Source organism: Pseudomonas sp. MWU13-2862, assembly GCF_023242495.1.
In the GTDB taxonomy this organism is placed as follows: domain Bacteria; phylum Pseudomonadota; class Gammaproteobacteria; order Pseudomonadales; family Pseudomonadaceae; genus Aquipseudomonas; species Aquipseudomonas gingeri_D.
Genome location: NZ_JALMEZ010000009.1, coordinates 211,935 through 238,696, shown reverse-complemented (window position 1 = coordinate 238,696; position 26,762 = coordinate 211,935). Strand labels below are relative to the sequence as shown.

The following is a 26,762-nucleotide window of genomic DNA, read 5'->3' as shown; positions in this document are numbered from 1 at the left end:
ATTAGTAAGCGCAGCGTGTTGGGGAGCAAGCGTTCAACACGCGCTCTCCCGGGATATTTCATACAGGGTGCAAATGCGTTCCAGGCTTTTCGAGCCCAGGGGGACTGGTGGCTTTCGCTCGTTGTTCAGCCAACCTGCACAGGTTGTCCAGTGCGCTGGTCATGGCCGCGGTCAGCAGCTTGCGTAGCAGCCCGCGGTATAGAAAACTCAGGCGTCCGGAGATCTTCGCGCTATGGACGACCTGGGTTTCATCCGGGGAAAGCCTGTGCATCCGGTGATCGAACTCAAGGTCGATCCAAAGCAGCCTTGCCGTGTTCCGATAGCTTTCATGCTTCTTCACCGCTTCCAGTTTCAGCGGCATGGTCAGGCCATTTTTGAGGATGCATTTGCCTCGCGTTCCAGGTTGGAACGGACCATTGAGCTCACAATGGCTGACGTCGGTATCCCATAACGGGGCTTCTGGAAAATTGCTCCAGATCTTCCATATTTCCGAGGGCGACGATTTGACTCGGACTTGCACATTCACATCGTTCACGGCGACACCTTGGTTGTCGGGGGTGGAGATTGAGATCAATTCAATGCCTCAGGCCGCGGGCGCTGATCGACTCAACACTTGAGCGGTAATACTGGCTTGGCCGATTTTTTCGCCGCGGTTGAACAGGTCGATATAGACGCGGTTGGTCTTGAATGGCTGGTCCTGCGCGTCAAAGCCGGCTTGTGGGGCCAGGGACAACGGACTGTTCCTGGGGATTGGCCGATCCAGGGTGAAACTCAAGGCCAGCAGGTTCATCGGGGTGTTGAGTGGAATCCGCAGATAGCTGTGGGCAATCTGCATGTAGCACTGGCGGGCAACTTCGAGGAAATACACCATCGAATAGTGGTCGGGGTCGCCCTCCTGGAAGAAGTGCTCGTCCGCCAGCTTGAGCGTGTCCACGCTCAAGCCCTGGGCGATGCCGCTGATGTCACTGACGATGACGTTTTCTTCCCTGGCCTTGTGCAGCAAGGCCTTGTCGCGGCAGCGGGTGGCCGTGAACTCGCCGGCGGGCGCTGTCTCGAACGCCGAGCTGTAGGCCATCCCGAGTACGCAGGTGCACATCAGTTTTCCGGCTTGCATGACCTTCGCATTGAATACGTGGGGGTCTTTGCCTTGTTCCAGATGCAGATCGATCACACCCTCTTTTTGTACGTACTGCTGGAACTTTATATTCAGGGTTTTGACATAGGCGACTCGTCCACCCAGTGGGGGCATGGTCAGTTCAATCAGTTGCAACACACCCTCAAGCAATAAAATGCCGGGGATGTGATCAAGAGGGTGATCGAAGAAATAAGGGTGTGCTTCGTTCACCACGAGTTGGGCGTGCAGTGACTGCGGGCTGCGCCGGACGTTGGCGATCACGATATTTTCCGGGGCGCGTTGCCAGTGCGTCGGGCGCTGGGCTTCAGCACCACGGTGCAAGGCGAACAGGCCCTCCATGGCACGAACCCTGACACGCAACCCGGAGAGCAGGGTGCTGGTCAGCATGTCACTGAGTTGCAGTACATCGACGCCATCGTGTTGCCGTTCGCGGGCAAGGCTGACAGGGCGGGCAGGTGGGATGACCTGCTGCAGTTCGTGGGCGGCCGAGTGAGCAAAGCGCAACGTGAAGGGATACTTGATGGCCGGGCTGGGTTCGACCGCCGGGCTCCACTCCCGAAGCTTTTCCGTAAATAGCCACATCACGGCCTTGCCGGCTTCGCGCACCTCGATCACCGTGTGAGACGATGCACTCAACATCACTGCCAACAGGGTTTCAATGCCACTGGCTTCAGCCAGGAAACCGGTCATCTCCTGCAGTGATCCGCCGGCGTGAGTCGCATCAGGCTGCAGCTCGCAGACTTCAATGTTCTGGTATTGACTGCGTTCCTTACCCAGCCGTTGGCAAGCTTCTTCCAGCGACTTCGCGGCATGGGCCAGGACCGCGGCGCGAATCACCAGCAAAGGTTTGTCGCTGGAGCCTGGTCGATAAGGACGCAGGGCAAGCAGCCCCAATCCTTCACCTTGCAGGGTCGCTGAGTGTCGGGCGCGTTCGACCTCGATTTCACCACTGATAAAGCGCCCTGCACCGAGCAAGAGGGTGTTGATGCCTTCCTTGAACCATTGCTGCGATGCCAGCAGGGTTTGCCAGAACAGGCCCGGGGTGCCAACCAGTGTCTGATGGAAACCCTTGAAGTCGAAAATCTGCGCCGGGTAGCCGGACAACATATTCGGCAGCATGGTTGCCACGTCTGTTACCTCCACGCCCGGTGGCTTGCCTTGAGCCCGGGAGTAGAAGTTGTGGGCGCTGCTGTACGCGTTACTGAAGCGTTCGCCACCCATGTTGCAGCACATGACCATCGCCGTGCCGGGGGAGCCGGCCACACCCGGCAGGCGTCGCAGCAAATGGTTGACGCGATCGGTGATCAACAGCTTGAACGGATCGACATGGGCCAGTGGTTTGGGGCCCATGCCGAAACCGTCGATATCGATGATGCGATCCTGCGCCAGGAATTTTCCCAGTAAAGGCTGGGCAGGCGTCGTGATGTAATCAACGAAGCGCCCATAAGGGAAAATGACTGAGGGGGCTGCTGGCCGATCGAGCTGTTGCTTGAATGACTGCAATGAGCCGTGATTGCCGATCGCCGCTTCAGCCTCGACAATCGCCAGGTCCAGCATCAGCACGCCGGAGGCGACCTGGGGAGCGGTAGGGCGGTTGTCAGGAATATATTCATCCACCACCAGATGCGCATTGGCGCCGCCAAAACCAAAGCTGGAGATGCCTATCCGGAGCGCCGACTGACGATCAGCAAGGGGCTGTACCTGCCCGCTGGCCAACTGCAGGCAGGTTTCGCCGACTTTTGCGCTGGGTCGGTAGTTGGGCTGAGGTGGAATACCTTTATGGCGCAATATCATCAGGGCTTTGGCGAGCGAAGCGCCTCCGGCGGCGGCCAATGGATGACCAATGACGGACTTGATCGAACCGATGGTTATTTTCTTGCCGCCTGTGCGATGGGGGGCGAAGAAGCGGTTCAATGAGTCCAACTCTGTCGCGTCACCCAAGGGTGTGCCGGTGCCATGGGTCTCGATGTAGTCCACGTCGCGGGGATCAAGACCGTTATAGGCCCGTTGGTAAGCCGTGTACTGGGCCTGTTTGCCCGGCGCAAACACTGAGCCTTCGGCGCCGTCGGCGGAAAGCCCCAATGCCCGCAAGACGCCCAGGGGGCGGCGCTGTGCAATCAGGGCCTGCGCTACGGGCTCGACCAGAAAGGCGACCGCACATTCGCCTGGCACAATGCCGTCAGCGTCCTGGCCGAACGCCTGCATCCGGGCCCGGGAGGAAAAGGCGGTCAACTGCGAGAACCCCAGGAACAGCGCCGGTGGCAGCACGGTGTTCAATGCCATGACAATCGCGTTATCCGCCTGTCCACTGTTGATCAGGGCTTGAGCCATATCGATTGCATAGGGGAACGAACTGCAGGCGGTATCGACCGATAGCGCCGGGCCGCCCAAGGCAAAAGTCGCCGCCAGTTCAGCCACTTGTTCACCCGGCGTATAGCCCCGGGACGAAGAACTCCTTGGTGTATCGGCTTTTCCGGACGTGCCCGTGACGAAGTAACTCTCATCACTCCAGGACGTCGCGACCACCAAGGCTGTGCGCTCCTTGATCAGCGTGGAGCCCTGTCCGGCAAGCTGAGTGAGGAGCGTCTGGAGGACTTTCTTGCCGATGGCGACCTGACGTCCCTCGTGACGAGAAGGGATTGATACGTCATCGGTCAGGCAAAAAGCACTGTCCAGATAGGTGCGATCCTTTTCTCCGGGCTTGTCTGAATAGATCGACGCTTTCTTCAGCTCCCAGCGTGCCGGCATCGAATCGATAGGTGCTATCCGCCCTTCAGAGAGCAAGTGCCAAAGGGCATCCGTTGACGGCGCCCCTGGAAACTCGCCGGCCATTGCGCTGAAGCAAAAGTCGCCCCCTGTTGTTACCGCGCCACTCATACCCTATCTCCTGATTACCCAAATGCGGGCTGATCTGCTCGATCACCCGGACTCCATGCCTTTTTTCCAGCGGCTCAGTGCTTCAGCTCAGTCTTGCCAGAAGCGACAAGGCTTCCTGCGGCGTACGACGCGACATCAGCGCTTCACCGGCAAACTCGCTGGCAGAGCACTTTTGCGCCATTGATTGGCAGAGTGCTTCCCGGGCAAAACCGTTGAGTCCCAACTGTGTAAAGGGGGCCTCGATGTCGATCGACTCTGGCGTGTTCGGGATCAGGGGGGACAGGGCGTCGATAAGCAGATGGTTCATCTGCCCTTGAGCGTCCGTTGTGGCAGGTGATTGCACTTCACAAGGTATTGCCGAGGTCGACTCGGGGCTGGCGAGGGCGGCTTGTATCAGGGCGATTGTGTCCTGTGGAAACTTGGCGTTGGCCAACTCGGTACTGTTGGCCTTGAGTGACGGCCACAAGGCGACGATCGACTCCAGGAAGTCCAACTGCACCAGGGAGTCCAGGCCCAGGCTTTCATAGCTCTGTTTGCGGTCGATCTGCTCAACCGCAAAACCGGTGATATGTGCCAGTTGTTCAAATACCCAGGCTTCGACATCCACGGTAGGGGACTGCGGATTGGCTTCAAGCCGGGCCAGCAGGGCGGTTGGGGTCGGGGCATCAAACAGGAATGAGGTGAGGTCTTTCTTTTCAGGGAAGTGCTGGGCCAGGGACTCGAAAATATCGACCAGCCCGAGAGAATCGATGCCCAGGCTTTCGAAACTCTGATCGAAGTCGATGTGTTCCTTGTTGAAACCAGTGACCGAGCTTATTTCGGCGCGCAACCATTGCCCGTAGCTGAGTGTCGGGGGATGTTCGGCAATGGGGGCCGAGGCCAGTATGGCCGAGTTCGACTGTAGGGGTTCCAGCACCGGAAGGCTTCTATTGACAGGGGCTTCAAGCCCATGGGCATAAACGCCCTCGAGAACTTGTTGATGAGCATTGAAGTAATGTGCGGTGACGGATTCGGCCTGCTCCAGCACACGCATCAATATTGATTCTTTTGCTATGTTCGACTCACACAGTGAATCAATGATTTTTTCTGAGAGCGAGAAATAGCTGTGTGCTATTTTTCCATTGGACACGATAAATTCCTGCACAACATCGTTGAGTTGCAAGCGCATGAGGTTCTCCTAACCAAAGTCGGTATATATTTCTATAAGCAAGAAATCAAAAAACATGACCCAAGGCTGGGCCTGGTGTGAATCAATTAACCAAACTGACAGTAGTCATAGAGAGACTTAAAGTTGGAGTTCCACTGCGTCGATCATGGACGATGTTGTTTTTTTTGCGCCCTTGAGCAGGCCGGATCTTGCGCTCAGATACGTGAAGAGCGTTATTGCATCGACCCCCTGGAAAGCGATGTAGCCATCAGGACGGATCAGCATCAACGTGCCCGCCTTGGCATGGTAACGCTTGTGCAGCCGCCAATCGGGGTCCAGCAACGTCGAGTGCCAGGCAGGCAGCTCAGCGCTATTGAGGGCATCGATAACGCAATAAGCCTTGATGCCCGGGTAGTCTTTTTCCACCGATTCGGCCAGCGAGTAATAGCCCGGTAACAGGGGAGAAAACTGATCGGCCGCGCTGAAAATCAACAGCGTGAAGGTCCCGTGGAACAAGTCGATCAAGTGTTTTGGCGACCGGCCTTGCAGTTGCCATAACTCAACATCGGGAGCCAGTTGACCTGCACGAGGCACGGATGTCTGGAATTCGGGTTTTTTCCCTTTTTTGTCCCAGTTCTTGCGCTGCTTTTTCGTCAGCGCTTCTTGAATGTAATCACTTTTGCCATAGTGGTACTGATGACCGGAAATCATCGAGGGCAGCTTGCGCTGAACCTTGCGCCGGTTGCTCAGCAGTGGCAGGACATTGTCGCGCAGCCAAACCAGGGCGCGATGCTTGACGGTAATCAGTCCGGTCAGTCGGTGTGCCGTGTTCTCGACTTCCAGGGCTACCGGGTAGCGCTCTTCGTTGTAGCTCTCCAGCAATGTCGGATCCGCCAGGCCCTGATCGACATAGGCCATCTTCCACGCCAGGTTATAGGCCTCGGAAACCCCCAGGTTCATCCATTGCCCACCGATCGGGCTGCCGATATGCGCCGAGTCGCCCACCAGGAACACTGAGCCTTGCTGCAGCGACTGCACGCGGCGGTGTTGAAAAGAGGCGATGGTGGTCGATGAAATATTGGACAGCGTCATTTTTTGCCCGCGTCCTTCGCACAACCGCTGGAAGCTCTCCAGGCTCAGGGAGGGGCGCTCACCTTCTGGCGGCAGGTTGTAGGGCATCTCGATGAACAGTCGATAACGCGATGGTGCGCTGATCGGCGCGACCGCCACATAACCGTCCTGTGCGCCGAGGAAAAAAGCGCCTTCGTCCTTGCTTCCAGACCACTCGATATCGGCATCGGCGAGCATGAAGAATCGATCGTAGGACGATCCTTCGAAGGTCATGTCAAGGCGTTTTCTGATGTTGCTGCGGGCACCGTCGCACGCGACCACCCAGCGACAGGTAAAGGCTTCATCGCTGCCCTGTGCATGATGAAGTGTCATCCGCACGGATCCTGGCTGGTTTTCTATATCGACCAGTTCGGTATTCCACTCGACCTCTACCCCCAACGCGTTCAGTCGTTCAAGCAGGATCTTCTCTGTCTGCGGTTGTGGCAGGCTGAGGAGCAGGGGATAGGTCGCATCCAGGTAGGAGAAGTTGTAGTTCAGCACCCGTTTGCTGTTCGATTGCACCGAAAACTGGTTGATCGTGAACCCGTCACCGATGACTTGATCGGCAACACCCAGGTCCCGAAAGATTTCCAGGGTTCTGGAATGAATGGCCATTGCCTTGGTTGCGGTCGAAGGGCCGGCATTCTTTTCAATAATGCGAAAAGAGACACCCCATTTTTTCAGCATGATAGCCAGGGACAGACCGATAGGGCCTGCGCCTACGATCATGACGGTCGGGGTGTTATCGGGTTGCCTGGAGTGCTTGGGGGCCAAAGTGCTCAGCGTGTTCATCTGTCAGTACCAGTTTCTATAGAAGGGAGAGTTGGCAATGCCGAGCAGGGCATCGTCACCTGATGAGTCTCCGTAGGCATAAATGTAAAAGTCATCAAGGTTGCTCAAACAGCCTTTCAGCCGTGTGACTTTTTCTCTCTCAACACAGTTGGTGCCGGATATCCCACCGGTCAGCTTGTTCTTTGCAGTCGCCAGGCGGGTACCGCACACATGATCGAAACCCGCCGCCTGGCCCCAGGGAATCAGATAGTTCTCCGGCGAATTGCTGACCAGCGCCGTGACATGCCCCATGGATTGATGCCATTGCAATCGGCGCAGGGCCTCGGGCCTGAGCCAGAGCGGTAGCTGTTCGGTAATGAAATACTTGGCATGCTCGCGCTCTTGCTCGACTGACAGGCCGCCCAGGTAACAGGCAATGAACGCCAGTCGCGCTTGCATCAGCGGTGTGATTCCCAGGATCACACTGAGCATTTTGGGCAGCAGGGGAATGATCCGGAGCCAGAACGATCGGGTTCCAACGATAAAACGCATGTAGCGCCAGAAGGTATGCCTGTCGGTCAATGTGCCGTCAAAGTCGAAAACGGCCAGTACCGGTTGTGTGCTATCAGCTTGCATGGGTCTCTTCCTTGAGAGAGATAATCTCGATGGTTCTGGGCAGCTTGAAGCCCGAGAGGTCGCGCGCGAGCAGGGTGGAGACAGTGTTCTGGGTCAGGTCGCCGTGCCCTTCAACGCACAGGTGCAATACGTTGACCTCTTTATTGTCAGGGACGATGAAGGCCTTCGCGCGGACCACGCCGGGGTGCTTCAGGGCGACGGACTCGATTTCCGTCAGGTCGACCATTTGCGCTTTGATCTTCGAGATTCGCAGGCGTTGGCAATAGAAGAACACATGTCCATCGTCGTCCCGCCAGACCAGATCCCCCGTGTGTAACCAGCCCTCACGGAAGAACCGGGCATTGGCCTCCTCTGCGTCGTTATAGCCGTCGATCACCATCGAGCCGCGTATCAGCAGTTCACCAATACGTCCGGGTACGACATCCCGGCCCTGGGCATCGACGACCCGCAGTTCCACACCGCTGATCGGTTGTCCCATGGCGCCGCGGTGGACCTTGCCAATCGAGCTTTGGACAATCACCGGCATGCTCTCGGTCAATCCATAGCCTTGTAGTACCGGATTGCATCCCAGCAGCCTGCCCAGTTTCTCGGCTTCGTCTGCCGGCAGATGGCTGCCACCCGAATAAATCATCAGTTGAGGGTGCATCGGCAAAAGCGCGCCTTTGCGTTTGGCCAGTCGCGTATTGAAGTAGCGAATGACGTCGGGCACCAGGCAGGCAAAGCTGACCTTATGCTCAGACAGGACTTCTGCCAGATCCCTGTTGAGCAGGGTGTTGGTCATGAGCAGGGTGGCGCCCACGCTTAATGGGAAAACCATCATCACGGACAGTCCGAAGATGGCATACAGCGGCAGCGTCACCAGATGAACCGAGCCGATGCCTTGAGGATGAAACTGCTCATGCAGCCCATCGCTCGATTGCGTCAGGTCAAGGTAGCGGTGAGAAACGGCCAGAGGCCTACCGATACCCCGGTAAGTGAACTGTACCGAGACTATCGGATTGCCCTCGGGCAGTAACAAGGGCTCGCCGTGTCGAGGCAGTCGAGAGTCGGCCGTTGCGTTGTCGGGCAAGGGCGATGATGGCTCCCTCCCGGCGTTCAACACCAAGGAGTGACGAACGCCGTAGGCTGGCTGGAATAGCTCGCGATGTTGCTCGAACAGGGTTTCGGTGGTGACGACCAGCGTCGGCCTGGCGCTGCTGATGACGCTGGTCATTTCGAATGACGTCAGTTTGTAGTTGAGGATGACCGGAATTGCCCCACTGCCGATGATCGCCAGATAATAAGCGATGAATTCCACGCCATTGGGTAGAACCAGCGCTACTTTATCGCCCGGCAATACATCCAGGGCCTTGAGGGCACCCTTGCACTCTTCAGCCTTGATTCGCAAGCCACGGTAAGTGACGGTATCTTCTTCCGCGTCCAGATGACGGATGGCAATCTGGTCGGGAAAAGACTCCGAAAAACCGACGAACCGATGTAGAAAACCTTCTTTGCATAAAAGATTTTTCATTGACCAACCTCTCTCAATCCTTGAATTTTTAACTAGACAAAAAGCACTGCAGAGGCAGGTGACAGATGAACTGTTTCAGTCAGGCATCTATGTAGTTATTTTTACGATACCAGTCCAGGGTATCGAACAGTGTTTCAGCGACGGGGCGAAACTTGCACGCCAGCTCTTCTGAGCTTTTCTGATGGCTGAAATGGGTACGCCCTTGCTCTTGCTCCATGAGTTTGACCGTGGAGGTGCTGATGAGTACCGGTTTTTTTGTAATCCGATAATAGCCTTCATACATCAAGGCAATAAAGCGCAGCATGAACAATGGAACTTTGCGCTCCGGCGCTTTTACGCCGCTGACACGGGACAGCACCTGGAAAATACTGTTCATGTCCATGTGATTGCCAGCTGCCAGATAGCGCTCTCCGGATCGGCCATGTGTGAGGGCTGCGAGTTGATGTTCCGCCACATCCCTGGCGTCGACAACGGAAAAGCTTCCAGGGAGCACCCCCGGCAATTTCTGTCCAACAAAGTCGAGCAGGAACTGTCCTGATGAGGTGGGGCCTATATCGCCGGGACCAAACATCCAGCCGGGTAATACCATGGCGACAAACATGTCCGGGTGTTGCGACAGGAATGCTTGAACTTTTTGCTCGGACAGTATTTTACTCAGGTAATAATCGTCAGCCTCCTGTTCACTGCGAGACATGGTTTCATCGATCACTTGATCTCTATCGCCCTTCAGCACGGCAATGGAGGAGGTATGAACGGCACGACGAATACCGGCGGCATAAGCGGCCTGCAATAAGCGCTCGGTTCCGGTCACATTGGTGTCATGCAGTTTTTGCCAGTGCTTTCCGCCTTTGTAACTGTCGCGGAAATAGGCAGCCGTATGAAACAAGGCGTCGCAGCCTCGCAGGGCATGGCTGAAGGCGTCGACATTGAGCATGTCGCCTTGGACAAACTCGACAGGCAGATTGCCGAATTGTTTCTTGGCTTTTTCTACGGAACGGACCAGCGCTTTTACCTTGATATTTCGTTTTAAAAGCGCATGAACCAGATTATTTCCGAGCAGGCCAGTAGCACCTGTGACAAAGGCATATTCCATTAAAATCCAGCTCCTGTAGGGTCATCTGCTGCTGTATTGAGATTGATGCCACCGGACTCGATGCTCCGATCGGGTGCTGGGGGCGTCAACGGCGCAATTAAAAACCATACGGTATCTGAAGATCAAGCGGTATTTGCTTGGCTCCGCAAGGTCGACACCTGAATCTGACGTGAAACACGGCAATCCTGGGCTCAAGCGCTCCGCCGGTCACGGCTATTCGCCCGGATCGAGGGGCTTGAGGGCGTCCCGCAAATATTTCTCCACGGGGTTCTGTACAGGAAAGTCACAAGGCAGCCTCACCGACTCGATCGGACGGGGAGAGCGTGTCAGGTGGATACCAAGGCATCTTGAAGCTATCGGAGTCGAGGCGTTTTCATGAGTCGCCAATGTTTGCGATAGCGGCGAAAACTCGCGGGTACAGGCCATCTTGCGGCCTCTTTTCGTTGCCCCGATACATGGTGTGTAGATGGGCTTCCTTGAAAATTAAATTTAAAACGATTGAAAGGGTGAGTGTAATATATGATAGTTGACATTGTTTTTTGCGGTAAGCGGTGATCTTTACATTTAGTTACAAATAGGTGTTTTTTGTTTGGCCAAAGGAGCCGAAGGCGTGATGAAAAAGAGAATGGGGCGAGAGGAAAGTCAGCAAGTAACCAGAGACAAGTTGTTCGACACGGCCACTGATCTTATGATCAGCAAGGGCTTTCACGCCGCCAGCGTCAACGCTATTTCCGAGGAGGCCGGTTTTTCCAAAGGGGCCTTTTTTTCAAACTTTGCAAGCAAATCGGATTTGCTTCTGCAATTGACTCAGCGGTTCAAGCGAGTTGAAATCGATCGGTTGAGTGCTACCCTGGCTGCCGGCTATTCATCGGAAGAGCTGGCCCATGGATTGAATGCGTATATTGACACGCTTAAGAATAATACCAATTGTGCGATTCTTGATGCCGAACTGCAACTGATCGCCTTGCGCGATGAGGCGTTCTCGAAGCATTACTACGATTTGCATCAGGAAAACAGTGAGGCGCTGGGCAAGCTGATTACCATTATATTCAACCATGCCGGCAAGAAACCTCCTCTTGACCATGCCGCTCTTGCCCGGACCTTCACCGCTCTGTCGGAAGGTTTGATACTGCAAGGACATAACGATCCGGCTTCTGAAATAAAATTGGTGTTGAACTCGCTTATCCAGACAGCAGAACCTTTATAGCGTTCTGCCATTTTTCTCATGTATACGGTATTCGCATGTCCGAGGCCGGGACTTCGGACAGGGTACATTGCGCCCCGGGTCTATTTCACCGCATAGAACTTGCGCACGTAGCGAGTGCTTTTCCACGCACACGGCGTACCTTGCGGTACGAACACCGTGTCACCGGTGTTGACCGTCAGGCTCGTACCTTCGGGGCCCTGCAAGGTCACACTGCCTTCAATCAGGTGCATCAGTTCATTGAGTTTGTGCGCTCGACCCTGGCGTTCGTACGGTGTCGAGTCCCAGACGCCGACGCGCAGGTCAGTACTGGCGTCTTCGAAGACATTACCTGAGCGGCACTGTGGGGTGGGCCCGATCAGTATGTGGGGTTCCGGTGCGGCCGAAGGGGAGAGCAGCGCTTGTGGGTCCAGCGCTGTCAGTCCTGGTGCCGGTTCAGCCGTGGGGTCGATGACGGCACAGAATGCCCAGCGAGTATCGGGCTGCGCCAGGAGCCGGAGCGCTGTACCGCAGCCGATCACGGCGCTTGCGCCGATGCCCAGTTTCAGCGTCTGGCCTCGGGATTGCAGCACGACGTTGCCGGCGTGGATCACGATCATTTCAGTGTGCGGAAAAACATCGATATCCAGTGCCTGGCCTGTGCTCACAATCCCCGCGCAGATACCGTCGGCCCCGGTGTAGGCGACCTGACGATGTTCCCCGAAGGGGTCGGCAGTGCTCAAGGGCATCGTGTTGAAAGGCGTGCTGACACGGCTGCCATCGGCGCGAGCCAAGAGCAGAAGGGTAGGTTGAGGCATGCGGGTGACGCTCCCTGTTAATGGGCTGTTGAGGGGGATAGCGAGTTCTGCTTCGTGCGCGCGGGTCAACCCATGGCTTGGGTGACAAGGGCAAACTGTCGGACGCCGTTGACCGCTTGCGGCGGTGTGCCCCGTGCCATTTGCGCCACGGTATCGACCTGCTTGAGACCGGCCGATACCAGCCACTCGCCCAAGCCACTGTCCGTCGGAATATCGATACGTACGAATGCGTCCGGCACCTGGGCCAGTAATGCAGCGATCAGGTGCTTGGCCTGTGCGGGATTTTCCGCGACCACCGGACCGATGCAGCGGCCGCGGCCAAATGGGCGCAGCAGGGCGAAAGCATGCAACTGGCCGTCGTGCTCGATGCCCACCGAATGCTCCACCACATCCTGTAGCTCCGTGAGCACGGTCTTGCGGTCCAGCCCGCTGGCTGCGTTGGCCAGCGCCAGCTGACGAGTCCGATCGGCCTCGTGCAGCGGGCGACACACTTCACCCTGGGCCAGCGGCTCTGGGGTGGGCGCATGGGCTTGACCTTGATGCTGCTGAATCCGGCCGAACTCGATAAAGCCCTGGCTGGTGTAAAGCGGCGCGCCGGCCAAGGTGGCGTTCAGCATCGGGGTGCGTGACTGGCAGGCGTCGAGGGCCTTTTCCATCAAGCGACGGCCGATGCCCTGGCCCTGATAGTCGTCACTGACGATCACCAGGCCGATGGTCGCGAACTCGCCTTGCGGGCAGGTGAATGCGGTGCCGACCAGACGCTCGCCATCCAGGACCACGAAGCCGTCGCTGACCCGTTGCAACATGGCCCAGTCGTCCAGGCGATGGGGCCACTTCAGTTGCACGGACAAGGCATGGGCCGAGGGCAGATCGGCGGCTGTCATCGGGCGATAGACATAAGCAACAGGTTGCGGGGCGGACATGGCGAGTCTCCGTTGGGCCGTGTGCACGAGCGGCCGGTTTTGCGCCGCGAGGGTGCCTGTATCCCATCTGCGTGAAGGCCTGGCAAGGGGGGCTGGAACATTCGGCAGATTCCCCGCGCCCAAGGCCGGCAGACCACACTTACTACTTAATTGCAGTACAAGGTCGGCAGCAAATGCTTGCGCTTTTTTTCTACGATGGAGCCCTGGATTCACGACTCGCCGACCCTTTTCTGGAGTGCTCCATGGATAGCTTCGATCCTCGCCTTATCGCTGTGCGCAGCGCTCATTTCATTGCGGGTAAATACCGCGATGCGCAACCGGGACTGGACGTTGTGCGACCGTCGGATGGCCAGGTCTATGCTCAGTTGCCGATCGCCGATGCCGAGATGGTGGATGAAGCCGTCGACGCTGCCTGGCAGGCTTTTCAGCGCAGTGATTGGGCCAGCCGCCCACCTCGGGAACGGGCGCGGGTCATGCGCCGTTGGGCCGATTTGATCGAAGCTGACGCTGCCGTCCTGGCGCCGCTGGAGGCGCTGGGTTCGACCCGTCCCCACAAGGATGTAATCGCCTGGGATATTCCCTACGTCGCCGAGGGCATTCGCTTTTTTGCCGAGTTGGCCGACAAGCACGGTGGCCAGGTTGCCGCCACCCAGACCGACCGGTTGGGCATGCAGATCGCCGAACCTTACGGCGTGATTGCCGCCATTGCGCCGTGGAATTTTCCGTTGAGCATGGCCTCCTGGAAAGTCGCCCCGGCATTGGCGGCCGGTAATGCCGTGGTCCTCAAACCGTCGGAATTGACGCCGTTCTCCAGCCTGCGCTTTGCCGAGTTGGCGGTGCAGGCGGGCATGCCAGCGGGGATTTTCAATGTGATCCAGGGCGATGGCCGCATCACGGGCGATGCCTTGTGTCGTCACCCACGGGTAGGCAAGGTGACCTTTACCGGCTCCACCGCGACCGGCTCGAGCATCATGTCCACCTGCGCGCTGGTCGGTCCGAAACCGGTCACCCTGGAACTCGGTGGCAAGAGCCCGCAACTGGTCTTCGCCGATGTGCCGGATATCGCCAAGACCGCCCGCACGGTGGCCCTGGCCATTACCGGAAATGCCGGGCAGGTGTGCGTGTCCGGTTCCCGGTTGTTGATCCAGCGCTCGATCATGGAACCGTTCATTGCCCACCTGCAGGCGTATTTCGAGGAACTGCGCCCCGGCCCGACCTGGTCGTCCGAGAGTACGCTGTCGCCGATCATTTCCCGGCTGCAAGCCAGCCGCATCGATGGCATCGTCCAGCGCTCGCGCCAGGCCGGCGCCGAAGTGCTCACCGGCGGCGGGCTCTTCGAAGGCCTGGGCGGGGCCTATTACCAGCCGACCTTGTTGGCCGGCCTGGACAACCAGAATCCGGCGGTCTGCGAAGAGATCTTTGGCCCGGTGTTGACGGTGCAGGCGTTCGACGACGAAGAGCAGGCGTTGGGCCTGGCGGCCCATGCGACCTACGGCCTGGCGGCGGGGGTGCACACGGCCGATCTCAATCGCGCCTTGCGCCTGGTGCGGCGCCTGGAAGCGGGGACCGTATGGGTCAATCGTTACGGACGCAGTAACGACTACATCCTGCCGACCGGTGGCTACAAACGTTCCGGTATCGGCAAGGATCTGGGGCGCGAGGCATTCGAGGCCAATTTGCGTTTCAAGAGTGTGCTGATCGACATCGCCGGTTGATCCACCTCCTTCAAACACACTCGAATGACCCTTCAACGGGCGCTTCCTCAGGGAAGCGCCCGTTTTCGTTCGGCCCGGCGCAGGTTCTGCGGTGCTGCAGTGCGTATCGAGCCTCTACAGGGTTATAAAGGTCCATAAGAGCGCATGAATACGGGGTTTGCCCAAGGCTGGAGCGGTCCGCAAAGTCTGCTGAGGGGAGGTGCTAAAACGGTGGTTTGTATTGAGCAGAGGTCGCTTTTAACGCCATCTGCTGATTTCACGGTGTTGTAATGACGATGTGCTGCAGCGTTGCATCACGGCTCCTGAAACGGAGCGAATGCTTGTCACGCCATGACCTCAACGAACTTCAGGACCGCACTCAATGAGCTTTCTTCGTCCCAAATTCATTACGTTCGACTGCTACGGTACGCTGACCAATTTCCACATGGGAACGATGACTCGCGAGTTGTTCGCCGATCGTGTCGTGCCCGAGCAGATGGATCAATTCGTCAAGGACTTCTCGGCCTATCGCCTGGACCAGGTCATGGGTGACTGGATGCCGTATGACGAAATTCTCAAGACCGCCCTGGCGCGGACCTGCAAGCGTTGGGGTATCGAATACCGGGACGAAGGCCAGCTGTATTACGACGCCGTGCCGACCTGGGGTCCACACCCGGACGTACCGGCCGGCCTGTCGAAAATTGCCGACAAGATTCCCCTGGTGATTTTCTCCAACGCCAGCGACAGCCAGATCATGTCCAACGTCGACAAGCTTGGCGCGCCGTTTCACAAAGTCTTTACCGCCGAACAGGCACAGGCCTACAAGCCGCGTCTGGCGGCGTTCGAGTACATGCTCGACAACCTCAACTGCGGCCCGGAGGACATCTTGCATGTGTCGTCGAGCTTCCGTTACGACCTGATGCCGGCCCACGACATGAAGATCCGCAACAAGGCCTTCGTCGCCCGTGGCCACGAAGTGCCGGGCAATGCCTTCTACGGCTACCAGCAGATCAGCGACATCGGCGGGCTGGCCGCGCTGGTCGGGCTCTGAGTCGTAACGGCACTTTTTTTGGCACAGGCGGTTTTGGCATAGGCGGATCAGACATGGGCAGTGAATCCTACTGGCTCGACACCGCGCCGGCGTTTACCGGTGCACAGCTCGGCGCATTGCCCGGGCAGGTCGACGTGGCCGTCATCGGTGGCGGTTTCACCGGCCTGGCGGCGGCTCGGGCGTTGGCCTTGCAGGGCGCCAGTGTGGTGGTGCTGGAAGCCGGGCGGGTGATCGGCGAAGCCTCGGGGCGCAATGGGGGGCAGTGCAATACCGGCGTCGCCCAGGATTACGCCGGCCTGAGCGCCAGCCTCGGTGCCGACCGGGCGCGAGCCTATTACCAAGCCTACGAGAGTGCCGTGCAAAGCGTGGTTTCGCTGGTGGAGCAGGAGCAGATCGCCTGCGACCTCAAGCGTAACGGCAAGCTCAAGTTGGCCGCCAAGCCGATGCACTACGAGGGCCTGGCACGGACCTGCGAGCTGATTCGCCGGGAAGTCGATGCCGATGTCGAGTTGCTGTCTGCCGGGCAGATTCGCGCTGAAGTCGACTCGGCCCAGTTCCACGGTGGCCTGCTGCAGCGCAACGGCGTGCAGATGCATGTCGGGCGCTTCGGTGTCGGTCTGGCCGAGGCCGCCGTACGTCACGGTGCGTTGATCTATCAGGACACGCCGGTGACGGACTGGAAAGCCCAGGCTGGCGGCTACCAGGTCAACACCGCCAAGGGTTCGCTGCACGCCGGGCAAGTGCTGCTGGCGACCGGCGCCTGTCAGCACGGCGGGTTGGGCTGGTATCGGCGGCGGATCGTACCGGTGGGCAGTTTCGTGATCGCCACCGAGGTCCTGCCCCGGGCCCTGATCGACCAGCTGCTGCCCGGTCGGCGCGCCTATGTCACCAGCCGCATGATCGGTAACTACTTCCGCCTGACCCCGGACAACCGCCTGCTGTTTGGCGGCCGTGCGCGGTTTGCGATGTCCGACAGCGTCTCCGACGCCAAGAGCGGCAAGGTGCTGCGGGCGGCAATGGTGCAGATGTTTCCGTCGTTGGCCAACGTGAAGATCGATTACTGCTGGGGCGGGTTGGTGGACATGACGTCCGACCGGCTGCCCCGTGCCGGCCAGCATGGCGGGGTTTATCACTCCATGGGCTACAGCGGCCATGGGGTGCAGATGTCGGTGCACATGGGCCAGGTGATGGCCGAGGTGATGGCCGGCAAGGTCGAGGCCAATCCCTGGCGCGAACTCGACTGGCCGGCGATTCCCGGGCATTTCGGCAAACCCTGGTTCCTGCCGCTGGTGGGCGCTTATTACCGGCTCCAGGACTATTTGCATTGAGTTGAAAGGGTGGTGTCACCGTCGTTTGCGTTTCTAGACGCTCCGGACAACCGCGAGCATGGGCCTTCTCATTATCGACAGGTACAGCTGATATGACTGACAACAAGATCGACTCCCCACTGATCTCCGGCCAGGAAAGCCTGAGGGTATTCGAAAGCCTCAATCGCGGCATGTCGCGCCGCAGTGCCCTGCAGATGCTCGGGGTGGCCGGGGTGGCCGCCGCAGGCACCGGCAGCCTGTTCAGCGCCGCCGGCAAGCTGTTTGCCGATGACGCCGCGAGTCCCGGCAAAGGCAAGCCGGGTGGGCGGATTCGTGTTGCCGGCATGTCCAGTTCCACCGCCGATACCCTGGACCCGGCCAAGGGGGCGCTGTCCACCGACTACGCGCGCCACTATATGTTCTACAACGGCCTGACCCGTTTCGACAGCCATCTGGTGCCGCAACTGGAGTTGGCCGAGCACATCGACAACGTCGATGCCACGCTGTGGACCATCACCCTGCGCAAGGATGTGACGTTCCACAACGGCAAGACCCTGAACGCCGCCGACGTGGTGTTCTCGCTGTCGCGGCACAAGGATCCGTTGACCGGCTCCAAGGTCATGCCGCTGATGGAACAGTTCGCCGAGATCAAGGCTACCGGCGCCAATGAAGTCCAGATCCGTCTGAGCGCGCCCAACGCCGAGTTGCCGTCGATCCTTGCGGTGTCGCACCTGCTGATCGTTCCGGAGGGCACCACCGACTTCAATCAAGGCATCGGGACCGGGCCGTTCAAGGTCAAGGAGTTCAAACCGGGCGTGCGCTCGATTGCGGCGCGCAATACCGGCTACTGGAAACCGGGCCTGCCTTACCTGGACGAGATCGAGTTCATTGCCATTGCCGACGAACCGTCGCGGGTCAACGCGCTGCTGTCGGGCGACGTGCACATGATCAACGAGGTCAATCCGCGTTCCACCACGCGAATCAAGGCCAGTACCACTCACCGCGTCGTGGATGCGCCGTCGGGCAACTACACTGACTTGATCATCCGTCAGGACCAGATGCCCGGTAAAAGTCCGGAATTCACCCAGGCGATGAAGTACCTGATGGACCGCGAGCAGATCAAGTCCGCCGTGTTCCGCGGCTTTGCGGTGGTGGGTAACGATCATCCGATTGCCCCCGGTTCGCGCTACTACAACGCTGATTTGCCGCAGACCGTCTACGACCCGGAAAAAGCCAGATTTTTGTTGAAAAAGGCCGGAATGGACAGCATCAGCATGCCCCTGGTGGCCTCGCCGGCAGCGACCGGTTCGGTGGACATCGCCGTGCTGTTGCAGCAGTCGGCGAAACAGGCCGGGCTCAAGCTCGACGTCAACCGTCTGCCCAGCGACGGCTACTGGTCCAACCACTGGATGAAACACCCGTTGAGCTTCGGCAACATCAACCCGCGGCCGAACGCCGACGTGATGTTTTCGCAGTTCTTCCAATCGAGCGCGCCGTGGAACGAATCCGGCTGGAAGAACGACCAGTTCGACCAGCTGCTGATGCTCGCCCGCGCTGAAACCGACGACGCCAAGCGCAGCAAGATGTACGCGGACATGCAGACCCTGGCCCATGACCACTGCGGTATCGGCATCCCGGTGTTCATCAGCAACATCGATGCCGTCGACCAGCGCGTCAAGGGCTATGGCAGCAACCCGTTGGGCGGTTTCATGGGCTACATGTTCGCCGAGCAGGTCTGGCTGGACGCGTGATGGGCTGCCCCGGGTTTGGCCCGCGTTGCATTGCAGGAGGAGAGGGCGATGAATAGCAACACACTGTGGCTGATCGGCCGGCGTCTGGGCGCCGCGATCGTGACCTTGTTGATCGTCTCCATGGTGGTGTTCGCCATCACGGCGGTACTGCCGGGGGACGCGGCGCAACAGTCTCTGGGGCAGTTCGCCACGCCGGAACAGGTGGCGGCCTTGCGCCTGAAACTGGGGCTGGATCAGCCGGGTGTGTTGCGTTACCTGCACTGGTTGATCAGCCTGCTCGGCGGCGACCTGGGGCTGTCCGTTTCCAACGCCATGCCGGTCAGCGATTTGATGGCCGGTCGGGTGCCCAACACCTTGATGTTGGCGGCCGCCACGGCGCTGGTGTCCGTGCCGGTGGCCCTGGTGCTGGGCATCGGTTCGGCCATGGGCCGCGGTGGGCGCATCGACAGTTTCCTGAGCTTTGTCACCCTGGCGATGGTCGCGGTGCCGGAGTTTCTGGTGGCGACCCTGGCGGTGCTGATTTTTGCGGTGAACCTGGGCTGGTTGTCGGCGCTGTCCTATGCCAGTGACATCACCTCACCCCTGCAATTCCTGCGCACTTACGCTTTGCCGGTGATGACACTGTGCTGCGTGATCGTCGCGCAAATGGCGCGCATGACCCGGGCTGCAGTGATCGATCAGCTCGACAGCCCTTATGTGGAAATGGCCCGGCTCAAAGGTGTGAGCCCGATGCGCATCGTGCTGCGGCATGCCTTGCCCAATGCCATCGGGCCGATTGCCAATGCCATCGCCCTGAGCCTGTCCTATCTGCTGGGCGGGGTGGTGATTGTCGAGACGATTTTCAACTACCCCGGCATCGCCAGCCTGATGGTCGATGCCGTGACCAACCGTGACATGGCGCTGGTCCAGGCCTGCACCATGCTGTTTTGTACGGCGTACCTGGGGTTGGTGCTGATTGCCGACCTGTGCGCGATTCTGTCCAATCCGAGGCTGAGAAACCAATGAACCATTTCATTGTTAAATCGACGCCGGGTACCCCCGATCTGTCGGCCGGCAAGGTGTCTCATGGTCCGGCCTGGCTGGGTTTGATTGGCGCCGCGATGTGCGTTATCTGGTTGCTGGTGGCGCTTTTCGGCCCCTGGCTGGCGCCGCACCCGGTGGGCGAAGTGGTCTCCGATAACGTCTTTGACAGCATCAGTGCCGTTTACCCGTTCGGCACCGACTACCTGGGCCGCGACATGCTCAGCCGTGTCCTGGTCGGCGCGCGCTTTACCGTCGGCCTGGCGTTGATTGCCGCGGTATTGGCCAGTGGCCTGGGCACCGGTTGCGCGTTGCTGTCGGTGGTGTCGCCCAAGTGGCTGGACGAGGTGATCAGTCGCTTGATGGACGCCTTTATCTCGATCCCGAGCAAGATGCTGGCGTTGATCATGGTCTCGGCATTCGGCTCCTCGGTCACGCTGCTGATCTGCACCGCCGTGCTGAGTTTCTGCCCCGGGGCTTTTCGCATCGCCCGCAGCATGGCGGTGAACATCGAGGCGCTGGAGTACGTGCAGGTGGCCCGTACCCGTGGTGAGCGCCGGCTGTACATCGCTTGCGTGGAAATCCTGCCGAACATGCTCAACCCGGTGCTGACCGACCTGGGGCTGCGCTTCGGTTTTATCGTGTTGCTGCTCAGCGGCATGAGCTTCCTCGGCCTGGGCGTGCAGCCACCGGATGCCGACCTCGGCTCCCTGGTGCGGGAAAATATCGGCGGCCTCAACCAGGGCGCGCCGGCCATCGTGATTCCGGCCCTGGCCATCGGCACCCTGACCATTGGTGTGAATCTGTTTATCGACAGGCTGTCGTCCCGACGTAGTCGGCGTGCGGGAGGCCATTGAAATGAGTGAGCTGATTCGAGTTGAAGACCTGCGCGTAGTTGCCTGTGGCGAACGGGGCGAGGTGGAAATCGTCAAGGGTGTGAGCTTCTCCCTGGAAAAAGGTGAAGTATTGGCGTTGATCGGTGAGTCCGGTTCCGGCAAGACCACCATCGCCCTGGCGCTGCTCGGGTATGCCCGGCGCGGCTGCCGGCTGTCGGGCGGTGTGGTGCAGGTCGGCGAGCACGACATGCTGGCGTTGAGTGAACGCGAACTGCAAGGTTTGCGTGGCAACCGGGTGTCGTATATCGCGCAAAGCGCGGCGGCGGCGTTCAACCCGGCGAAGAAGCTGATCGACCAGGTGGTGGAGGGCGCCTTGATTCATGGCCTTGGCAGCCGGGCGGTGCTCGAAGCCAAGGCCATCGAGTTGTTCCGCGACCTGGCGCTGCCGGACCCGGAGCACATCGGCCAGCGTTACCCGCACCAGGTCTCGGGCGGGCAATTGCAGCGGGTGATGGCGGCGATGGCGTTGATCAGCGATCCGCTGCTGGTGGTACTCGATGAACCGACCACCGCCCTCGACGTGACCACCCAGATCGACGTGCTGCGCGCCTTCAAACGGGTGGTCCGGGAACGTGGGGCGACGGCGGTCTATGTCTCTCACGACCTGGCCGTCGTGGCGCAGATGGCCGACCAGATTGTGGTGCTCAACGGTGGCCAGGTCTTCGAGCAGAGCGCCACCGCGCCGCTGCTCAAGGGCCCGGCCCATGAGTACACCCGCAGCCTGCTGGCGGCGGCGCGGCCTGATACGACGATCCGCCCGCCCAGCGGTGTCGCCGAAGACGAACCCTTGTTGACCATCAAGGGACTGACCGCCGGCTATGGCAACAAGAACCTGCAAGGCATGCCGTCGATCCGCGTGCTGGAAGACATCGACCTGACTGTCCGCCGGGGGCAGGCCATTGGTGTGATTGGCGAGTCGGGTTCCGGCAAGTCGACCCTGGCGCGGGTGGTGGCCGGGCTGCTGACTCCGGCACTGGGTGGGCTGACGTTCGCTGGCCAGCCCTTGGGGGCGAGTCTTGGCGAGCGCACCCCCGAGCAGTTCCGACGCATTCAGATGGTCTTCCAGAACGCCGACACCGCGCTCAACCCGATGCACAGCGTCGGTACCATTCTGAGCCGCCCGCTGAAGATGTATTTCGGCCTCAAGGGGGCGGCATTGCGCGAGCGTATCGGCGAACTGCTGGACCTGGTGCGGTTGCCGCGGACCATGGCCGAACGGCGTCCGAATGAACTCTCCGGCGGGCAAAAGCAACGGGTCAACCTGGCACGGGCGCTGGCGGCGAAACCGGACCTGATCCTGTGCGACGAGGTGACCTCGGCACTCGATACCGTGGTCGGCGCGGCGATTCTCGAACTGCTGCGCGACCTGCGTCAGGAGCTGGGGGTTTCGTACCTGTTTATCAGCCACGACATTTCCACCGTACGCGCGCTGTGCGACGACATCGTGGTGATGTACAGCGGCCACAAGGTTCAGGCCGGCACCCGGCAGTCATTTGCCCAGGCCCCGTTCCATCCTTACACCGATCTGTTGATCCATTCGGTGCCGGAGCTGCGCCAGGGCTGGCTGGAGAGCTGCGGTACCACCTGCGGCGAACTGCCGCCCATCGGCGCGAAGGCCAATGTGGCGGAGCTGTGCACCTTCCTCAACCGCTGCCCGGTACGGGTGGACGGCCTGTGCAATCACACCGCGCCGAGCCGTCGGATCATCGAGGGCGGCAGTGAAATCCTCTGCCACCACGACAGCGCCGAGCTGCTCAAGACGCAGCTGGATTTGAATCTCTTGACCCAGGGAGCCTATGCATGAAGGGGCGTTTTGTAAGGCTGGCCGAGCAGGGCCGGCCGACCGTCAAACTGCAGGTGGACGGCGCACCGATTGAAGCCTTGCAGGGCGACACGCTGATGGTCGCGCTGTTGACCCAGGGCACGGCGTTGCGCCAGTCGGAGTTCGATACGGGGCGCCGTGCCGGTTTCTGCCTGATGGGCGCTTGCCAGGATTGTTGGGTCTGGACCCGCAGTGGTGAACGCCTGCGTGCCTGTTCCAACGAAGTCCGTGAAGGGCTGGATATTCTCACCACGCAACCGGAGGCGATATGGCCACTGCACGGATAGTCATCGTCGGCGCCGGGCCGGCCGGTGTTCGTTGCGCCGAAACCCTGCTGGCTGCTGGTCTCAAGCCGATCCTGATCGATGAAAATCGTCGCGATGGCGGGCAGATCTACCGGCGCCAGCCGGAAGGTTTCACCCGCGACTACGCCACCTTGTATGGCACCGAAGCCGCCAAGGCCCGGGACCTGCACATGAGTTTCGAGCGCTTGCGCGGGTCGATCGATTATCGCCCGGAGACCCTGGTGTGGAACCTCACGCCGGGGCAACTGTGCTGCGTCAGCCAGGGCAGGCACTCGACCGTGGATTACGACGCGCTGATCCTTTGTACCGGTGCCACCGATCGCCTGATGCCAATCGAAGGCTGGCAGTTGGCGGGGACCTACAGCCTGGGTGGCGCGCAGATCGCGCTCAAGTCCCAGGCGGTGTCCATCGGTCATAGCGTGGTGTTCATGGGCAGCGGGCCGTTGCTGTACCTGGTCGCCAGCCAATACCTCAAGGCCGGTGCCAAGGTAGCGGCGGTGCTCGACACTTCGCCGCTGGGCAAGCGCCTCGGCGCCTTGCCGAAACTGCTGGCGCGTCCCGGGTTGCTGTTCACCGGGATGAAATTGTTGGCGCAGTTGTACCGGGCGAAGATTCCCGTACACCTGGGTATCCAACCCAAGCAGGTGCTGGGTGACGCCGCCGGCGGGGTCAGTGGTGTGCGAGTGCGGACGGCGGCAGGGGCGACCTTGAACGTGGCGTGCGATGCCGTCGCCCTGGGGTATCACCTGCGCCCGGAAACCCAATTGGCCGATCTGGCCGGTTGTCGCTTGCGCTTCGATGAGGCCTCCAGCCAATGGTTGCTGGCTACCGATGACGATGGCCGGACCTCGGTGAGCGGCGTGTATGCCGCCGGTGATGGTTCGCGAATCCGTGGCGCGGATGCCGCCGAACATGCCGGACGCCTGGTGGCGATGGCGCTGCTGGAGGATCAGCACAAACCGGTGAATGCCGGATTACGCGACGAACAGCGTCAGGCGCTGGCGGTGATGGAGCAGTTTCGCCTGGGTCTGGCTCAGGCGTTTCCCTGGCCCTCGGCACAAGCCAAAGCCTTGCCGGATACCGCTATTGTCTGCCGTTGCGAGATGATCAGCGCCGGTGAGTTGCGACGCACGGTCAGCGAGAAAGGTGCCTGTGAAGTCAATCGGGCCAAGGCCTTCAGCCGGGTCGGCATGGGGCGTTGCCAGGGGCGTTACTGCTCCCAGGCCGGGGCCGAGGTGATTGCCGCCGCGGCGGGCGTCACCGTGCAACAGGTCGGCCGCCAGCGCGGTCAGGCGCCGGTCAAACCGCTGTCGATGCTCACCGAGGAGGTGTCGCCATGACGCTACAGAAAGCCGATGTGGTGATTGTCGGTGGCGGCCTGATGGGGTCGGCCGCAGCGTTTTTCCTGCGCCGGCGCGGGCAGACGGTGATCCTGCTGGAGCGTGACCAGATCGGCCAGTACGCCAGCGGCGTGAACTTCGGCAATGTCCGGCGGCAGGGGCGTTTCCTTGGGCAGCTGGAATTGGCCAACCGTTCCTGGGCGTTGTGGAAGCGCTTGCCGGAGCTGATTGACGACGACCTCGAGTTCATTGCCAGCGGGCACATGCGGGTGTGCTACCGCGAAGACGAAATCGCCGAGCTCGAGGCCTATGCCGCGGCCCCCGAGGCCGCGCAACTGGACCTGGAGATTTATCGCGGTGCAGACCTGCACCAGCGTTTCCCATTCCTGGGGCCGGACGTGAAGGGCGGTTCCTATGCACCCCACGACGGCCATGCCAACCCTCGTCTGGCGGCCCCGGCGTTTGCCCGGGCGGCACGGCGTATCGGCGCTCGGATCGAGGAACAGACTGAAGTGGCCGAGGTGCAGAAGGTTGGCGGCGAGTTCCGCATCACCACCACCGATGGTCGCCAGTTCAACGCCGAACGCCTGCTGATTACCGCCGGTGCCTGGGGGCAGAAACTCTCGGCGCAATTCGGCGAGCCGGTGCCGCTGGACACCCATGGCCCGCAGATGGCGGTCACCGAGCCGGTGCCTTACGCCTTGCCGACGGTGATCGGGGTGTACACCAGGATTCCCGAGGAAGTGATTTATTTCCGCCAGATCCCCCGTGGCAACATCGTCATCGGCGGTGGCTACCGCAGCAAACCGGACATGCTGACCCGTCGGGCCCAGGTCGAGCCGCGCAGCATCCTCAACCAACTGGGGCAGATGCGTCGTCTGCTGCCGGGTGTCGGCAATCTGAACATTATCCGGGTCTGGAGCGGTATCGAAGGTTACCTGCCCGATTCCCTGCCAGTGATGGGCCCGAGCGGCACCGTCGACGGCTTGTTCTATGCCTTCGGCTTCTGTGGTCACGGTTTTCAGCTCGGCCCGGGTGTCGGTGACGTGATGGCCGAACTGATCAGCACCGGCAGCACCAGCACTTCGATTGAGCCGTTCTCCATCCGTCGGTTCGCCCTTTCAGCCGAGCAACGGAGCAAGGCCTCATGAAACCCCGTGTACTGGATATTCTCAAACGCCTGATGGCCTTCGACACCGTGTCTTCGGAGTCGAACATGGCCTTGATCGAGTATGTCCGCGACCTGTTGCTGAGCAAGGGCATCGAGTCGCTGATCGTCAAGGATGAAACGGGCAAAAAAGCCAACCTGTTCGCCAGTACCGGCCCTCGGGCGTTACCGGGGATTCTGCTGTCCGGGCACACCGACGTGGTCCCGGCGGCGGGCCAGGCCTGGAGCTTTCCGGCGTTTCAGGCAACGGTGCAGGACGGGAAGATTTACGGTCGCGGTAGCTGCGACATGAAGGGTTTCATCGCCCTGGCCATCGACACCATGCTCGAGGCAGCGGACAGCCCATTGAGCCGACCGCTGCAACTGGCCCTGTCCCATGACGAAGAGACCGGTTGCGTCGGCGTGCGGCGTTTGCTGGACGTGTTGCACCTGGCACCGGTACGTCCCTTCCTGTGCCTGATCGGCGAGCCGACCCAAATGCAGTTTGTGCTGGGCCACAAGGGCAAGGGTTCCTATCGCACGTACTGCCGGGGCCTGGAGGCTCATTCATCCCTGGCGCCGCGCTCGGTCAATGCGATTCACGTGGCCTGTGACTTTATCGCGGCGCTGCGTCAAAGCCAGCAGCAATTGCAGGAGCAGGGCGCCCAGGATGCGGACTACGATGTGCCTTACAGCACGGTGCATGTCGGGCAGATCGTCGGCGGCAGGGCGCTGAACATTGTGCCGAACCTCTGTACCCTCGACTTTGAAGTGCGCAACCTGCCGGCGGACGATCTGGATCAGTTCCTCGAGCAGATGCGCGAGCGTGCGCAAGTGATCGTGCGCGAGGCCAAGCGCTTGTCCAGTGTCGCGGACATCGAAATCGAAACCCTCAATGTCTATCCGGGGCTCGACACCCACCCGAGTGTCGAAGCGGTGCGCTTTCTGAAGAACTTTGCAGCGCCGGACACCGGTACCGCCAAAGTTTCTTTCGGCACCGAAGGCGGGTTGTTCAAGCAGCGTCTGGATGTTCCGGTGGTGGTGTGTGGGCCTGGATCGATCGAACAGGCGCACAAGCCGGACGAGTTTATCGAGATCAGCCAGATGGAGGCCGGGGAGCGGTTTCTGGAGGGACTGCTGGGCTCCCTGAAACTGTGATTTCCCCATAGACCACAAATCTACCGTTGCTGCGCAAATTTCAGCATCCGACACTGCCCTCAAGGCGC

At 60.0% G+C, this 26,762-nt stretch carries 21 protein-coding genes; 12 read left to right on the top strand and 9 right to left on the bottom strand.

Annotated features, from left to right (window positions below):
- Positions 1 to 58: 58 nt before the first annotated feature.
- The 7 genes from M5C56_RS18125 to M5C56_RS18095 all read right to left on the bottom strand — a co-directional run bounded on the left by M5C56_RS18125 (position 59) and on the right by M5C56_RS18095 (position 10,279).
- Entirely contained in the window at positions 59 to 535 is a 477-nt protein-coding gene (locus M5C56_RS18125; RefSeq protein ID WP_103496062.1) for an SRPBCC family protein, read from the bottom strand.
- Between the two features lie 48 nt (positions 536 to 583).
- The gene (locus M5C56_RS18120; protein WP_103496058.1) at positions 584 to 4,012 is read right to left on the bottom strand and encodes a beta-ketoacyl synthase N-terminal-like domain-containing protein; all 3,429 of its coding nucleotides are present in this window, start codon (positions 4,010 to 4,012) and stop codon (positions 584 to 586) included.
- An 82-nt stretch (positions 4,013 to 4,094) separates the two neighbouring features.
- Positions 4,095 to 5,180 (bottom strand): acyl carrier protein, encoded by a 1,086-nt coding sequence (locus M5C56_RS18115; protein WP_103496057.1) that lies wholly within the window; start codon positions 5,178 to 5,180, stop codon positions 4,095 to 4,097.
- A 117-nt stretch (positions 5,181 to 5,297) separates the two neighbouring features.
- Positions 5,298 to 7,061, bottom strand: coding sequence for an FAD-dependent monooxygenase (locus tag M5C56_RS18110; RefSeq protein WP_103496056.1), 1,764 nt, complete (start codon positions 7,059 to 7,061; stop codon positions 5,298 to 5,300).
- 3 nt (positions 7,062 to 7,064) lie between these two features.
- Positions 7,065 to 7,676, bottom strand: a complete 612-nt coding sequence (locus tag M5C56_RS18105) for an HAD-IB family hydrolase (RefSeq protein WP_103496055.1) — start codon at positions 7,674 to 7,676, stop codon at positions 7,065 to 7,067.
- The gene (locus M5C56_RS18100; protein ID WP_103496054.1) at positions 7,666 to 9,186 is read right to left on the bottom strand and encodes a class I adenylate-forming enzyme family protein; all 1,521 of its coding nucleotides are present in this window, start codon (positions 9,184 to 9,186) and stop codon (positions 7,666 to 7,668) included. Before M5C56_RS18100 ends, M5C56_RS18105 begins: the two co-directional genes overlap by 11 nt.
- A 79-nt stretch (positions 9,187 to 9,265) precedes the next feature.
- Positions 9,266 to 10,279, bottom strand: coding sequence for an SDR family oxidoreductase (locus M5C56_RS18095; RefSeq protein ID WP_103496053.1), 1,014 nt, complete (start codon positions 10,277 to 10,279; stop codon positions 9,266 to 9,268).
- 610 nt (positions 10,280 to 10,889) lie between these two features.
- Between M5C56_RS18095 and M5C56_RS18090 the strand changes: the two genes are divergently transcribed.
- Positions 10,890 to 11,486 carry a TetR/AcrR family transcriptional regulator gene (locus M5C56_RS18090; RefSeq protein WP_103496052.1) on the top strand — a complete coding sequence of 199 codons (597 nt, stop codon included), beginning with the start codon at positions 10,890 to 10,892 and terminating at the stop codon, positions 11,484 to 11,486.
- 80 nt (positions 11,487 to 11,566) lie between these two features.
- Here M5C56_RS18090 and M5C56_RS18085 read toward each other — a convergent pair whose 3' ends face one another.
- Together M5C56_RS18085 and M5C56_RS18080 are read right to left on the bottom strand one after the other, a co-directional pair.
- Positions 11,567 to 12,280 carry a cupin domain-containing protein gene (locus M5C56_RS18085; protein WP_103496051.1) on the bottom strand — a complete coding sequence of 238 codons (714 nt, stop codon included), beginning with the start codon at positions 12,278 to 12,280 and terminating at the stop codon, positions 11,567 to 11,569.
- Between the two features lie 65 nt (positions 12,281 to 12,345).
- Positions 12,346 to 13,203: a GNAT family N-acetyltransferase gene (locus tag M5C56_RS18080; protein WP_103496050.1), complete on the bottom strand. Its 858-nt coding sequence runs from the start codon at positions 13,201 to 13,203 to the stop codon at positions 12,346 to 12,348.
- Between the two features lie 242 nt (positions 13,204 to 13,445).
- Between M5C56_RS18080 and M5C56_RS18075 the strand changes: the two genes are divergently transcribed.
- From M5C56_RS18075 to argE, 11 genes are all read left to right on the top strand, one after another.
- Positions 13,446 to 14,918 (top strand): aldehyde dehydrogenase family protein, encoded by a 1,473-nt coding sequence (locus M5C56_RS18075; protein WP_103496049.1) that lies wholly within the window; start codon positions 13,446 to 13,448, stop codon positions 14,916 to 14,918.
- Between the two features lie 361 nt (positions 14,919 to 15,279).
- Positions 15,280 to 15,948 (top strand): haloacid dehalogenase type II, encoded by a 669-nt coding sequence (locus M5C56_RS18070; protein ID WP_103496048.1) that lies wholly within the window; start codon positions 15,280 to 15,282, stop codon positions 15,946 to 15,948.
- Positions 15,949 to 16,001: 53 nt separating this feature from the next.
- Positions 16,002 to 17,276, top strand: a complete 1,275-nt coding sequence (locus tag M5C56_RS18065; RefSeq protein ID WP_103496047.1) for an FAD-binding oxidoreductase — start codon at positions 16,002 to 16,004, stop codon at positions 17,274 to 17,276.
- Between the two features lie 92 nt (positions 17,277 to 17,368).
- Positions 17,369 to 19,006: an ABC transporter substrate-binding protein gene (locus M5C56_RS18060; protein WP_103496046.1), complete on the top strand. Its 1,638-nt coding sequence runs from the start codon at positions 17,369 to 17,371 to the stop codon at positions 19,004 to 19,006.
- 48 nt (positions 19,007 to 19,054) lie between these two features.
- Positions 19,055 to 20,011 carry an ABC transporter permease gene (locus M5C56_RS18055; RefSeq protein ID WP_103496045.1) on the top strand — a complete coding sequence of 319 codons (957 nt, stop codon included), beginning with the start codon at positions 19,055 to 19,057 and terminating at the stop codon, positions 20,009 to 20,011.
- Positions 20,008 to 20,883 (top strand): ABC transporter permease, encoded by an 876-nt coding sequence (locus tag M5C56_RS18050; protein ID WP_103496044.1) that lies wholly within the window; start codon positions 20,008 to 20,010, stop codon positions 20,881 to 20,883. Before M5C56_RS18055 ends, M5C56_RS18050 begins: the two co-directional genes overlap by 4 nt.
- 1 nt (position 20,884) lies before the next feature.
- Positions 20,885 to 22,726, top strand: a complete 1,842-nt coding sequence (locus M5C56_RS18045) for an ABC transporter ATP-binding protein (RefSeq protein WP_103496043.1) — start codon at positions 20,885 to 20,887, stop codon at positions 22,724 to 22,726.
- A complete protein-coding gene (locus M5C56_RS18040; protein ID WP_103496042.1) occupies positions 22,723 to 23,031 on the top strand; it encodes a (2Fe-2S)-binding protein in 309 nt (102 codons plus the stop codon). Before M5C56_RS18045 ends, M5C56_RS18040 begins: the two co-directional genes overlap by 4 nt.
- Positions 23,013 to 24,389, top strand: coding sequence for an FAD/NAD(P)-binding oxidoreductase (locus M5C56_RS18035; protein ID WP_247263224.1), 1,377 nt, complete (start codon positions 23,013 to 23,015; stop codon positions 24,387 to 24,389). The genes M5C56_RS18040 and M5C56_RS18035 overlap by 19 nt, the downstream gene beginning before the upstream one ends.
- A complete protein-coding gene (locus M5C56_RS18030; protein ID WP_103497421.1) occupies positions 24,386 to 25,540 on the top strand; it encodes an FAD-binding oxidoreductase in 1,155 nt (384 codons plus the stop codon). The genes M5C56_RS18035 and M5C56_RS18030 overlap by 4 nt, the downstream gene beginning before the upstream one ends.
- Positions 25,537 to 26,694 (top strand): acetylornithine deacetylase, encoded by a 1,158-nt coding sequence (gene argE, locus M5C56_RS18025; RefSeq protein ID WP_103497422.1) that lies wholly within the window; start codon positions 25,537 to 25,539, stop codon positions 26,692 to 26,694. The genes M5C56_RS18030 and argE overlap by 4 nt, the downstream gene beginning before the upstream one ends.
- Positions 26,695 to 26,762: the final 68 nt, after the last annotated feature.